Below are 12701 nucleotides of genomic sequence, written 5' to 3' on the forward strand. Positions count from 1 at the left end.
GGCGGCACACTGCATACACGTACGTACGACGCTCAACGGAGACGAGTAACTCATGGCCGCGAACAACCGCCGCATGTCCGGCAAGAAGGGCGCGCAGGTCGGCAGTGGCGGCCAGCGGCGCCGGGGCTTGGAGGGCAAGGGTCCGACCCCGCCCGCCGAGATGCGCAAGGGTCACGTCAAGCAGCGCGCCGCCGCGGCCAAGGTCCGCCGCGCGCAGGGCAGCGCGCAGGGCCGCCCGCAGCAGCGCCGGGGCGGCGGCAGGTCGACGTCCGAGCTGGTGGTCGGCCGTAACCCGGTCGTCGAGGCACTGCGCGAGGGCGTGCCCGCCTCCACCCTCTACGTCCAGCAGTTCATCGACAACGACGAGCGCGTCCGCGAGGCCCTCCAGCTCGCCGCCGAGCGCGGTGGCATCAACCTGATGGAGGCCCCGCGCCCCGAGCTGGACCGCATGACGAACGGCCTCAACCACCAGGGCCTGGTCCTCCAGGTCCCGCCGTACGAGTACGCGCACCCCGAGGACCTCGCCGACGCCGCCTACGACGAGGGCGCCGACCCGCTGATCGTCGCGCTCGACGGCGTCACCGACCCGCGCAACCTCGGTGCGGTCGTCCGCTCCGTCTCCGCCTTCGGCGGCCACGGCGTCGTCGTCCCCGAGCGCCGCTCGGCCGGTATGACGGCCGGTGCCTGGAAGACGTCCGCCGGTGCGGCCGCCCGCACCCCGGTCGCCCGCGCCACCAACCTGACGCGGACCCTGGAGGCGTACAAGAAGGCCGGGATGACGATCGTCGGCCTGGCCGCCGACGGCGAGGTCGAACTCGGCGACCTGGAGGCCCTCGAGGGCCCGGTCGTCATCGTGGTCGGCAGCGAGGGCAAGGGCCTGTCCCGCCTGGTCGGCGAGACCTGCGACTTCCGGGTGCGCATCCCGATGCCGGGTGGTGCCGAGTCGCTGAACGCCGGTGTGGCGGCGGGGATCGTGCTGTACGAGGCGGCGAGTCGGCGCGCCTGAACAGGCGTCCGCAACTTCACCCGTAGGGGGTAATTCTGGCGTCCAACCGGCGTTCGGGGCGAGCTTGACGGAGTCCGGACACATCCGGGCGGACCGCGGCAGTGTCCTAACTCCGCATCACTCGGTTAGATGAGTGTGGACACCAGAACACCCCGCACACCCACGGGGGACCGCTCGTCGGGCTTCAAGTCCGGGCTCGACGACGCTCCCGCGCTGAGCATGGTGAAGGTGCCGAGCGATCCGGCGCAGGTCATCGTCAATCACGCCAGCTTCCGCGTGCAGCTGGGCGCCTCGGCCAAGCGCAGCCAATACCCGCGGATCGCCCGGCCCCTGAGCGCCGGCCAGGACACCGCGCGCATCCCCGTCGTGGGCGGCGCGGGCCGGGCGGGCGCCGCCTCCGGCCGCCGTCGCCCCGTCGTCTGGAGCGGCAAGTCCGCCCCCGACGACACCGGTGCACACCGGCTGCTCCAGGCCGTGCGGGGCAGCAGCGTCCGTCACCCCGACGACCCCGCCACCGAGGCCGGAGCCACCCGGGTCATCCCGCGCGTCGGGACCGGCTACGCCGACACCGGCTACACCGACACCTACGGCCACCTCGACCAGAGCGTCGAGACCCCGGTCCTCGGCCGCCAGCGCACCGCCCCCGACGACGGCACCCGCCTCCTGCCGCGCATGCGCACGGTCGGCAGCGCCTACGACGAACCGCCCTACGATGAGCCGCCCTACGGCGAACCCCCGTACGGCGACGACGAGTTCGACGAGTACGACGACTATCCGCCGGACCCCGGCGACACCGGCGCCCCCCGCCACACCAGGCGCCAGAGCGACGACCCGTCCCGGCACGCCTACTACCCCGGGCGCCGCATGAACCTGGGCGTCGTCCTCCTCCCGCTGCGCATCTTCCTCGGCTTCATCTCCATCTACGCCGGCATGGGCAAGCTCTGCGACCCCGTCTACTTCGACGGCGGCAAACGCGGCTCCATGGTCAAGTGGCTCAACACCCTGCACCCCTGGGACGTCGCCGAGCCGCTGCGCCAGTTCGCCCTGCACCACCCGGTCGGCTCCGGCCTGGTGATCGCCTTCCTCCAGGTGGTCGTGGGCGTTCTCACCATCCTCGGCTGCTGGCAGCGCGTGGCCGCCGTGCTCGGCGCCCTGCTCTCCGCCGCCCTGATCGTCACCGTCAGCTGGAAGACGGTCCCGGCGTACGACGCCCCCGACATCATCTACCTCGCTGCCTGGTCCCCGCTGATCATCGCGGGCGCCCCCGTCTACTCCGTGGACGGCCGCCTCGCGGGCAGCGCCTGGCGGCGGCTCGGCCCCCGCGCCGACATCTGGGAGCTGCGCCGCTACGTCCTGCGCCGCGGCGCCCTGATCACGGCCGTCACGGTCGGCCTCACCCTGCTCCTCGGCTCCCTGCTCGGCGGCGCCGTCCGCGACTCCAGCCGCGTGGTCGTCCCCGGCCCCGGCGAGGCCCCGCGCAACAACCTGCCGGGCTCCCCGCTCCCGGAGGAGCCGGGCAAGCGGCACCGCAGTACCCCGTCGGCCCCCGCCTCGCCCACGGACGGCGCGACGACGGCCGGTGCGAGCCCCTCCGGCGCGGCGGCGACCCCGGGTGCGACCCGCACCACCGGCGGTACGACCACGCCCCCCAGCCAGACGCAGGGCACCACGGGCCAGATCCCGCGCCGCAACTCCGCCCCGTCCGGCGGCGGCGGCGCCCCCAGCACCACGACAGGCCCCACAGGCGGCTCCACCGGCTCCCCCGCGGGCGGCAGCCCGACCAGCACCGGCGGCAGCTCCTCCACGGGTCAGCCGGGGTTGGTGGGCGGTCTGCTGGGCTGATCCCAGGAAACAAAGCTGATCCAGGAAACAAAGCTGATCCAGGAAACAAAGCTGATCCAGGAAACAAAGCTGATCCAGGAGACAACAGGAAACAAAGGGGCCCCGTACCAGGAGAGGTACGGGGCCCTTCTGACGTCGCTCACCGACCCAGGGCAGTCAATTCCTTGGCCGCTTCCGTCAGATCCTTGGCCGTGTCGATGGCCCGCCAGTAAGCCCCCTGCGGAATGGGGAACCCGGCCAGCTTCCGCTCCCGAGCCAGCCGGGGAAACGTGGTCCGCTCGTGATCCCCGCGCTCCGGCAGCATCGAGGCGAACTCGGGCGAGAAGACGTACACACCGGCGTTGATCTCGAACGTCGACGGCGGCGCCTCGATGAAGTCGGTGATGTGCCCGAAGCCGTCGGTCTTCACCGCACCCCACGGAATCCGCGGACGTGCCAGCGCCAGGGTCGCGACGGCATCCCGCTCGGTGTGGAAGTCGGCCATGTCCCGCAGGGAGAAGCGGGTCCAGATGTCGCCGTTGGTGGCGAACCACGGCCGGTCGGGGTGGGGAAGATGCGCGGCGGCGTACTTGAGGCCGCCGCCGCGGCCGAGGGGCTCGGTCTCCACCACGGTGGTGACGGACACGGGCAGGTCGGCCGTGTCCAGCCACTTCTGCAGGACCTCGGCGAGGTGGCCGCAGGAGACCACCACGTCCGTCACGCCCTCCTCGGCGAGCCAGGTCAGCTGGTGACCGATGATCGGCGTGCCTGTACCGGGGATCTCGACCATCGGCTTGGGCCGGTCATCGGTGTACGGACGCAGCCGTGAGCCCTGGCCACCGGCCAGGATGACGGCTTGAGTGGGGCGGAGGGCGGCGCTCGGATGGGTCATGACGGCACTGTACGTGGCGCCCAGACTGGGTCCGGCGGCAGCAGCGTGCTCCTTAAGGTGCCGTTACCGACTTCCCAACCGCCGCTTGCCCGGCACCGGACCGGCACCGGGCAAGCAGGCGTCGTACCTCGGCTCAGCTGTGCGCGGCCAGCACGCCCGAGGCGAAGGCCGTGTCGCACACCGGGCGGGCGTACGACTGCGCGCGCGAGGCGCCGTAGATGCGCACCGCGGTCCGGCCCAGGGCGCGGGCGATGGACGTGCAGTGCCGGGCCAGCGAGGGGTGGCCGTTGACCGCCTGCTGGAGGTGGGTGAGGACCACCCCCGGGTTCTTGTCCTGGAGCTCGGCGACCAGCTCGTCGCGGAGCACGTCCTGCGGGGCGCGGGCGGCCGACTTGGCGGGGACCACCGTCGCGGAGACGTCCGTGGCGGTGAGCACCGAGCTGGAGGGGCTGCCCGTCCAGTTGACCCGAGTGACCGCGAGGGTCCCGGAGAGCACCAGGACGACGGGCAGGACGAGGGCGAGAGTGCGGCCGATCCGGCGGGCAGGGCCGCCCCGGTGGCCGCGTCGCGTCTGAGGAGTGGTGGAGTGCTTCACGCGTGTGAGGGTAGCGCCCGGTAATGATGTGGCGACATTGAGTCACCCTAATGGGGGATGAGATCGCGCCGCATTCTGGGTAAGGGGTTGACCTTTCCCCCCGCCCGACGGCTGCCCGACGGCAAAGCAAAGGGCCCCGCAGCACTCTGCGGGGCCCTTGCCGTCACTTGCGTCAGTCGGAGAGACGCGCGCCCGTGGAGGTCGAGAACACGTGGATCTCGCCCGGCCGCGGCACGACGTGCAGGGTGGAGCCCTTCTCCGGCACCTGGCGCCCGTTCACGCGGACCACCAGGTCCTTCATCTCGCCGCCGACCTCGGCGGAGCCGTAGACGTAGCCGTCGGCGCCCAGCTCCTCGACGACGTTCACGGAGACGGCGAGGCCGGCCGGCTGGTCGGCGCTGTCCTTGGACAGGGAGGCCGCGGTGGAGCCGTTCAGCTCGACCACGTCGAAGTGCTCGGGGCGGACGCCGACGGTCACCGTGCGGTCACCCTTGTCGGCGGCGGCGGTCAGGGCGTCCCGGTTGACGGGCACGACGCTGTTGCCGAACTTCACGCCGCCGTCGGTGATCGGGACCTCGACCAGGTTCATGGCCGGGGAGCCGATGAAGCCGGCGACGAAGAGGTTCACGGGCTTGTCGTACATGTTCCGCGGCGAGTCGACCTGCTGGAGCAGGCCGTCCTTCAGTACGGCCACCCGGTCGCCCATCGTCATGGCCTCGACCTGGTCGTGGGTGACGTAGACGGTGGTGATGCCGAGACGGCGCTGGAGGGACGCGATCTGCGTACGGGTCGAGACGCGGAGCTTGGCGTCCAGGTTGGACAGCGGCTCGTCCATGAGGAACACCTGCGGCTCGCGCACGATGGCGCGGCCCATGGCGACACGCTGGCGCTGACCGCCGGAGAGCGCCTTCGGCTTGCGGTCCAGGTACTCGGTGAGGTCGAGGATCTTCGCGGCCTCCTCGACCTTCTGCCGGATCTCCGCCTTGTTGACGCCGGCGATCTTGAGCGCGAAGCCCATGTTGTCGGCGACCGTCATGTGCGGGTAGAGCGCGTAGTTCTGGAACACCATGGCGATGTCCCGGTCCTTGGGCGGCAGGTGGGTGACGTCGCGGTCACCGATGCGGATGGCGCCGCCGTTGACGTCCTCCAGGCCCGCGAGCATCCGCAGGGAGGTGGACTTTCCGCAGCCCGACGGGCCGACGAGGACGAGGAACTCGCCGTCCTCGATCGCGATGTCGAGCTGGTCGACGGCGGGCTTGGTGGAACCCGGGTAGATCCGGGTCGCCTTGTCGAACGTGACAGTGGCCATGGTGAATGGGCCCCCTTCTACCGGCAGGAACGTGCCGGACGATCCGTTGTAGGAAGGTGGTTGGTGTAGTCCACGCGAGTGAACTGGATCAGGACGGTACCTGCCGTTCACCCGCTGTGTCAGTACCCGGACCCCTGTGAACTTCGCGGAAATTTTCGACAGGGCCGGGTCGGGACGTGGGTACACTGCACAGGCACACACCCCGGGTGTGTGCAGGCCTCCTTAGCTCAGCTGGTCAGAGCGCCGCTCTTGTAAAGCGAAGGTCGTCGGTTCGAATCCGACAGGGGGCTCTGAAAGAACCCGCTCTGCCCGCGGACTTCCCGCGGGCAGAGCGGGTTTTTCGTGGGGTGCGGCCGACCGGTCAGCCGATGGTCGCGATGCCGTCGGTGGTGATGGCCGGGCGGCCCGAGGTGCCGGCCACGACGATCTTCAGGGTGTGCTTGGCGGAGCTGGACCAGGTCTTGGTCCAGATCGCCTGGCGGTAGAGGGTGGTGGAGGACTTCAGGTCCACCGTGGTGACCTTGGTGCCGTCGACGTAGATGTACGCCTGGCCCGAGGTGGAGGCCCGCGAGACGATCCAGGCCACCGAGCGTCCGGTGAAGGTCCAGCTGATCGAGGCCCCGGCGGACGAGGAACTGTAGGAGTGGCCGCCCAGGTAGCTGGTGCTGCTCCGCTGTGCCCAGGTGCCGGTCCGGGTGGTGGAGGTCTCCTGGACGATGTTCGGCGTCCGGGAGACGGAGGCGCCGCTGGTGTTGCCGGCCACGTCGTACGCCTTCAGGGCGAACAGGTCCGAGGTGCCGGGCTTGGCGCTGGTCGCCCAGGAGGTCACCGTCGGGCCGAAGGTGGCCGAGGACGGCGAGGTCGCCATGACCTTGGCGAGCGCCGCGTTGTCGGCGGCCTTCCAGGTCACCGTGACCGGGACCGCGGTGGAGTTCACCGTGCCGGTGCGCACCTGCACGCCGGGAGCGGTCGGGAAGGTGGGACCGGTCGGGTCACCGACCAGGGTGACCGAGCCGGACAGCGTGGTCGCCCCACGGACGTGGGTGGCGCGCACCTGGACGGTGTGGCTGCCGGAGGCGACCGAGACCGAGGCGGAGCGGGCGGAGCCGGAGGCGTGCGCCACGGCCTTGCCGTCGACCAGGACGTCGAAGCCGGAGATCACCGCGGACGGTGTGACGGTCGTCCAGCTCACCGTGGCCGCGCCCTTGGTGTAGTAGCTCGTCCCGGACTTGGCCGCCCCGCCGGACATTCCGGTGACGGAGACCGCGCCGACCGGGCCGGCCGCGTAGGAGCGGATCGTGCTCAGGGCGTTGTAGAGCTGGTTGCCGGGGCAGTCGGTGGCGAAGCCGTTGCGGTGCCCGGAGATCGCGTTGAAGTTGTAGCTGTTGCCCAGAGTGAAGCCGTAGCTGTCGGAGGCGCCCTCGGGCAGCGACGCGGTACCGGTGCCCGGGTTCACGCCGGTCATGCCGAACTTCCAGGCCGCGATGCGGGCGATGGAGGCCAGCATCGCCTGGCTCGGCGTGGCCCCGGGGAAGGTGCTGGCCGTGGAGTCGCCGCCGCTGAGGTCGGTGTACGTGCCGATGGCGGCCACGCCCATGCTGTTGGTGTTGAAGCCGTAGGTCTGGGCGCCCACGAGCGGCAGCGCCATCCCGCCGAAGCGGCCCTCGAAGACGGTGCCGCACTTGTCGACGAGGAAGTTGTAACCGAGGTCGCGCCAGCCCTGGTTGAGGTGCTCGGCGTAGATGCCGCGCACGATCGCCGGGGAGTCGGCGCAGGAGTAGTTGTTGGTGGTGTCCGTGTGGTGGACGAACATCACCTTCACCGCCGAGCCGTACAGCGGGTAACCCGATTCCCGCGCGCACTCGTCCGCGCCCCAGCCGGCCCGGGTGACGACGGTGGGCGGCGCCACCGTCGAGGTGGTCGCGGCCGGCATCGGGTCCGGCGGGGTCGGCGACGCCGACGCGGAGGGGCTGCTGGAGGAGGTCGGGCAGGACGGGTACGCCTCGGACAGCGACGGGAGCTGGCTGGGCCAGGGCGTCGGGGACGCGCTCGGCGAGGTGGAAGCGGTGGCGGGGGCGGAGGTCCCGGTGGACGGCGCGACGGATGCCGAGTCCGTGGCCGTGGGGGTGTCCGTGGGCGAGGCGGAGTCCGTCGCGGTCGGGGAGCCCGAAGCGTCGCTGCCTGCCGTGGCCGTCGTGGTGTCGGTCGGGGCGACGCTGTCCGTCGGGGTCGCGGTGTCGGTGGCTGCCGTGCCCATGGCGTATCCCGCCAGGCCCATGCCGGAGTCCTGCGTCCCGCCGGTGGCGGGCTTGCCCGGGTCGACCAGGTCCACCCGCAGCCCGGCGGGCAGCGCGGTCGTCCTGCCCGCGCCGGTCGCGCGGACCTGGATTCCGTTCGACGGCCCGGACCACATGGGCGACATTCCGCCCCGCACACCGGGACGGTTCAGCTCGGCGGCGTCGGGGATGTCGTCCGGCTGCTGCATCTTCAGCCACGGGGTCCAGTGGCCGCTGGCGGCGGAACGGGTCCGCACCTCCACCGTGCCGCGCAGCTTGGCGTGCGCGCCGTTCCAGGTGACACCCACCATGCTGAACGGAGCCGTGGACCGGGCTCCCAGCGCCTTGAGCGACGCGCTGGCCCCGGGCAGGGAAAGCGAGTGGACATGCGTCTTGACCGGTCCCGGTGCGGCCGACGCTCCGGGATGGCCTTTCGACCCGGCCATGGCGACGGTTGCCACAGCCACGCCGCCGCCGGCGACGACCGCCCCCAGCGCCATCCACGTGCGTGTCTTCAGACTGACTCGACGACGACCGCGCCGAACCCTCTGTTCAGTTCTCATGCCCCACCTTGAAGCTCCGTTGCAGTCGTCTGTTGTCGTCTGTAGTCGTCGTCATCACAGCCATCGCAGGGCACAGCTGTCACAGGAGTGCCCAGGAATACCAGCGCGCGCGAACGTTGAAGCGTCACCGGCTTCACATAGATACACGCAAATGGGTACACAAGGGATGAAACTGTTCCCTGTAGGACGCCGTACGGGGGCTCTCCGAGAGCTGTGCGGGGGCGTCATGAAAGTCGAACTGCTCCAGCAGGCCGCCGATGTGCTCTATGACGTGCCGGACGAGACACACCAGGAGATCCTCGCGCTCATCGGCGCGGTCTCCCACGACACCACGACACAGGAAGCGGACCTGTCCGCGGTCTTCGGCGAGTGGTGCTGGCTGGTCTACACCGTGCACGGCGACGTCATCGAGGTGCTGGACGTCGGCTGCGTGCGGTGAGCGCGCGGTAGGGAGGTGTCTGCCGTGGGGGCGACCTTGGGGGCGACCTTCTCGCTGGGACGCGTGGCGGGCATCCGCGTCGGCGTGCACTGGAGTGTCCTGGTCATCTTCCTGCTGATCGCCTTCGGGCTCGCCGAGGGGCGGCTGCCCCGCGCCCATCCGGGCAGTGCCGGCTGGGCCTACTGGCTGGCGGGCGTGACGACGGCGGTGGTGTTCCTGCTGTCCCTGCTGGCCCACGAACTCGCCCACATGCTGGTGGCCCGCCGCAACGGGGTCGCCGGCGACGAGATCACCCTGTGGCTGCTGGGCGGGGCGGCACGCCTGCGCAGCGAGGCGCCCGGTCCGGCCGCGGAGCTGCGCATCGCCGGTGTCGGGCCGCTGGTCAGCTTCCTGCTGGGCGGGGTGTTCGCCCTGCTCACCTGGTGGACGCACGCGCTGCGCGGCCCGGCGCTGCTCGTGGAGTCGCTCGCCTGGCTGGCCGGGATCAACATCCTGCTGGCGGTGTTCAACGTGCTGCCCGCCGCGCCCCTGGACGGCGGGCGGCTGCTGCGCGCCCTGGTGTGGTGGCGCACCGGCGACCGGCTGCGAGCCACCGCGGTCGCCACGGCCGCCGGACGCACGCTGGGCTGGCTGCTGGTCGCCGCCGGCCTGTACATCGCGATGACCCGCGAGTTCGTCGACGGGCTGTGGCTGCTGCTCATCGGCTGGTTCATGGTCGCCATGGCGACGCTGGAGGGCAGCCAGGCCAAGCTCCGCGAGCTGCTGGCCTCCGTACGCGTCCGGCAGGCGATGAGCGCCGATCCGGTGACCGTGGTCGCCGGGACGACCGTGGGGGAGTTCCTCGGCGGTCCGTCGTGGCGCTACCGGCACTCGGCCTTCCCGGTCGTCGATCCGGAGGGGCATCCGCTGGGGCTGGTCAGTGTGCGGCAGGCGGGCCAGGTGCCGGAGGCCGACCGCGGCTCGACCACCCTGGAGGCGGTGATGGTGCCGCTCGCCGACGTCCCGGTCGCCGGCCCCGACGACTCCCTGGCCCAGCTGCTGCCGAACCTGGAGGCCGGCCCCGCCCGCCGGGCCCTGGTCGTCACGGACGGCCGTGTCGTCGGCATCGTCTCCAGCTCCGACGTCAGCCGGATCATCACCTGGCTCTCCTCCAGTGCGCCGCCGGGCGCGGGCCTGAGGGCGGCTCACTAGCAAGGGACCCGGGGCGATGGCGTGGATGGCCGCCGACGGCGACGAGCTGGTCGTACGACTGACGTGGCGGGAGCGGCTGGCCGCGCGGCGCGGTGAGGTGCGGGTGCCGCTGGCGGCGGTGTGCCGGGTGACCGTCGAGCCGGACTGGTGGCGCGCCCTGCGCGGGGATCCGGTGCGCGGGTTGTGGATCCCCGGGGTCCGGTGCATCGGCACGCGCTGCCACCTGGGCGGTGCGGATTTCGTCGTCCTGCGGCCGGGCAGGCCCGCCGTCTGCGCCGAGCTGTGGCCCTCCGCGCCGTTCCGTCTCCTCGCCGTCTGCGTGCCGACCCGTGCGGAGGCGGAGGCGACGGCCCGCTCGCTGGCCGGGGCCGCACCGCACCTCGACACGTCCACGCCGTGCCGGCAGCCGCTCCCGGTCCCCGGGGAGGACACCCGTCGGCCCGCCCTCCGGGGATGTCGGTCACGCCCGGGACGGCACCGGCGTGCGTGAATCGGCTCATGCGAATCAACCGGGGCCTGAGTGCGGTGGGGGCGTTCTTCCGCAGTTCTCCCGGCACGTACGTGTGGCTGGCGGTCCTGTTCGTCACGACCGTCGCCCTGCACCGCATGTCGCCGGAGTTCGAGGAGCACTTCCTGCGGCAGCGTTCGACGAACATCCACGAGCTGTCGCGCAATCCGGTGCGGGTGCTGGTGGCGAGCGCGATGTGGGTCGACACCGGGCACTGGTTTCCGTACGCCTTCCTGTACACCGTCTTCCATGCGCAGGTGGAGCGCTGGCTGGGCACGGCCCGCTGGATGGGGGTGTGTGCGCTGGCGCATGTGCTGGCCTCGCTGCTCAGCGAGGGCATCCTGCTGAAGGCGATCCGGGACGGGATCGCCCCGCACTCGGCGGTCAACACCCTGGACATCGGGGTGAGTTACGCGCTGGCCGGGGTGATCGGGGTGCTGGCGTACCGGATCGCGCCGCCCTGGCGGTACGGGTACGTGCTGCTGGTGCTGGCGGTCTTCGGGCTGCCGCTGACCGATGGGGCGACCTTCACCGACTTCGGGCACTTCTTCTCGGTGCTCATCGGGCTTGCGTGTCAGCCGCTGGTCAGAGGCCGTGGAAAAGCATGGAATCCGAAGGAGACACTGGCCGCCCTGAGGGGTTAACGTCCCGCGCATGAGCAGCTCGGCAAGCAGTGCCGTCAACGGCGGCATCTCCTTCTGGTACGCGGACGACGGCCTTCCGGCGATGCGGGAGCCGCTGACCGGGGACGCCTCGGCGGACGTGGTGATCGTCGGCGGCGGGTACACGGGCCTGTGGACGGCGTACTACCTGAAGAAGGCCGCCCCCTTCCTGCGGATCACCGTCCTGGAGCAGAAGTTCTGCGGTTACGGCGCCTCCGGCCGCAACGGCGGCTGGCTGTACAACGGCATCGCGGGCCGCGACCGGTACGCGAAGCTGCACGGCCACGAGGCCGCCGTACGGCTGCAGAAGGCGATGAACGACACCGTGGACGAGGTCGTCCGGGTCGCCCGGGACGAGGGCATCGAGGCCGACGTCCATCAGGGCGGGGTGCTCGAAGTAGCCACCACGCCCGCCCAGTTGGCGCGGCTCAAGGCGTTCCACGAGCACGAGCTGTCGTACGGCGAGAAGGACCGCGAGCTGTACGGCGCCCGGCAGACCGCCGAGCGGATCAGGATCGCGGACGCGGTCGGCTCCACCTGGACCCCGCACGGGGCCCGGCTGCACCCGGTGAAGCTGGTCAAGGGGCTGGCGGCGGCCGTGGAGGCCCTCGGCGTCACCATCCACGAGGCGACCCCGGTGACGGAGCTCCGCCCCAAGCACGCCGTCACCCCGTACGGCACCGTCCGCGCGCCCTACGTCCTGCGCTGCACCGAGGGCTTCACGGCGTCCCTGAAGGGGCAGCGGCGGACCTGGCTGCCGATGAACTCCTCGATGATCGCCACCGAGCCGCTGACGGACGAGCAGTGGGCGGCGATCGGCTGGGAGGGCCGGGAGACCCTCGGCGACATGGCGCACGCCTACATGTACGCGCAGCGCACCGCCGACGGCCGGATCGCGCTCGGCGGGCGCGGGGTGCCGTACCGCTTCGGCTCGCGGACGGACAACGACGGCCGTACGCAGGAGGCGACGATCGAGGCGCTGCACGAGATCCTCGTCCGCTTCTTCCCGGCGCTGGCCGGGGTGCGGGTGGAGCACGCCTGGTCGGGTGTGCTGGGGGTGCCGCGCGACTGGTGCGCGACCGTCACCCTGGACCGTTCGACGGGCCTGGGCTGGGCGGGCGGTTACGTCGGCTCGGGCGTCGCCACCGCCAACCTGGCCGCCCGCACGCTGCGCGACCTGGTCCAGCAGGACTCGGGGCAGGCCGGCCGCACCGAGCTGACCGACCTGCCGTGGGTGAACCACAAGGTCCGCAAGTGGGAGCCGGAGCCCTTCCGCTGGCTCGGCGTGCAGGGCATGTACGCCACCTACCGCACCGCCGACCAGCGCGAACGCCTGCGGCCCGGCACGGAGTCGTCGCGCCTTGCGCGGGTGGCGGACAAGGTGGCCGGCCGGCACTGAGGTGCTAGGCCCTGTGGGGCCGACCGGCCCGGCTGGGACG

11 protein-coding genes and 1 tRNA gene are annotated in these 12701 nt (G+C 71.6%); 8 read left to right on the plus strand and 4 right to left on the minus strand.

Annotated elements, in window-relative coordinates:
- Positions 1-52: 52 nt before the first annotated feature.
- Positions 53-1006, plus strand: coding sequence for a 23S rRNA (guanosine(2251)-2'-O)-methyltransferase RlmB (gene rlmB / locus ACWD35_RS09195; RefSeq protein ID WP_451350529.1), 954 nt, complete (start codon positions 53-55; stop codon positions 1004-1006).
- A gap of 129 nt (positions 1007-1135) precedes the next feature.
- Entirely contained in the window at positions 1136-2848 is a 1713-nt protein-coding gene (locus ACWD35_RS09200; RefSeq protein ID WP_451350530.1) for a DoxX family protein, read from the plus strand.
- 139 nt (positions 2849-2987) lie between these two features.
- Here ACWD35_RS09200 and ACWD35_RS09205 read toward each other — a convergent pair whose 3' ends face one another.
- From ACWD35_RS09205 to ACWD35_RS09215, 3 genes are all read right to left on the minus strand, one after another.
- Positions 2988-3719: a nucleotidyltransferase family protein gene (locus ACWD35_RS09205; protein ID WP_451350531.1), complete on the minus strand. Its 732-nt coding sequence runs from the start codon at positions 3717-3719 to the stop codon at positions 2988-2990.
- A 133-nt stretch (positions 3720-3852) separates the two neighbouring features.
- Positions 3853-4314 (minus strand): hypothetical protein, encoded by a 462-nt coding sequence (locus ACWD35_RS09210; RefSeq protein WP_451350532.1) that lies wholly within the window; start codon positions 4312-4314, stop codon positions 3853-3855.
- Positions 4315-4486: 172 nt separating this feature from the next.
- Positions 4487-5623 carry an ABC transporter ATP-binding protein gene (locus ACWD35_RS09215; protein ID WP_451350533.1) on the minus strand — a complete coding sequence of 379 codons (1137 nt, stop codon included), beginning with the start codon at positions 5621-5623 and terminating at the stop codon, positions 4487-4489.
- A 216-nt stretch (positions 5624-5839) separates the two neighbouring features.
- Between ACWD35_RS09215 and ACWD35_RS09220 the strand changes: the two genes are divergently transcribed.
- Positions 5840-5913, plus strand: a tRNA-Thr gene (locus ACWD35_RS09220).
- A gap of 71 nt (positions 5914-5984) precedes the next feature.
- Here the strand turns inward: ACWD35_RS09220 and ACWD35_RS09225 are convergent.
- Complete coding sequence (locus ACWD35_RS09225) at positions 5985-8399, minus strand: N-acetylmuramoyl-L-alanine amidase (RefSeq protein ID WP_451350534.1); 2415 nt, start codon at positions 8397-8399, stop codon at positions 5985-5987.
- Positions 8400-8688: 289 nt separating this feature from the next.
- Between ACWD35_RS09225 and ACWD35_RS09230 the strand changes: the two genes are divergently transcribed.
- From ACWD35_RS09230 to ACWD35_RS09250, 5 genes are read left to right on the plus strand one after another with little or no spacing between them, the layout of a single operon-like run.
- On the plus strand, positions 8689-8901 hold the full coding sequence (locus ACWD35_RS09230) for a hypothetical protein (RefSeq protein ID WP_451350535.1): 213 nt from the start codon (positions 8689-8691) through the stop codon (positions 8899-8901).
- 24 nt (positions 8902-8925) lie between these two features.
- Positions 8926-10092, plus strand: coding sequence for a site-2 protease family protein (locus ACWD35_RS09235; RefSeq protein WP_451350536.1), 1167 nt, complete (start codon positions 8926-8928; stop codon positions 10090-10092).
- A gap of 16 nt (positions 10093-10108) precedes the next feature.
- The gene (locus ACWD35_RS09240) at positions 10109-10582 is read left to right on the plus strand and encodes a hypothetical protein (RefSeq protein WP_451350537.1); all 474 of its coding nucleotides are present in this window, start codon (positions 10109-10111) and stop codon (positions 10580-10582) included.
- A gap of 8 nt (positions 10583-10590) precedes the next feature.
- Positions 10591-11244 carry a rhomboid-like protein gene (locus ACWD35_RS09245; RefSeq protein ID WP_451350538.1) on the plus strand — a complete coding sequence of 218 codons (654 nt, stop codon included), beginning with the start codon at positions 10591-10593 and terminating at the stop codon, positions 11242-11244.
- A gap of 10 nt (positions 11245-11254) precedes the next feature.
- Entirely contained in the window at positions 11255-12661 is a 1407-nt protein-coding gene (locus tag ACWD35_RS09250) for an NAD(P)/FAD-dependent oxidoreductase (protein WP_451350539.1), read from the plus strand.
- Positions 12662-12701: the final 40 nt, after the last annotated feature.

The organism is Streptomyces sp. NPDC002671 (assembly GCF_053592475.1).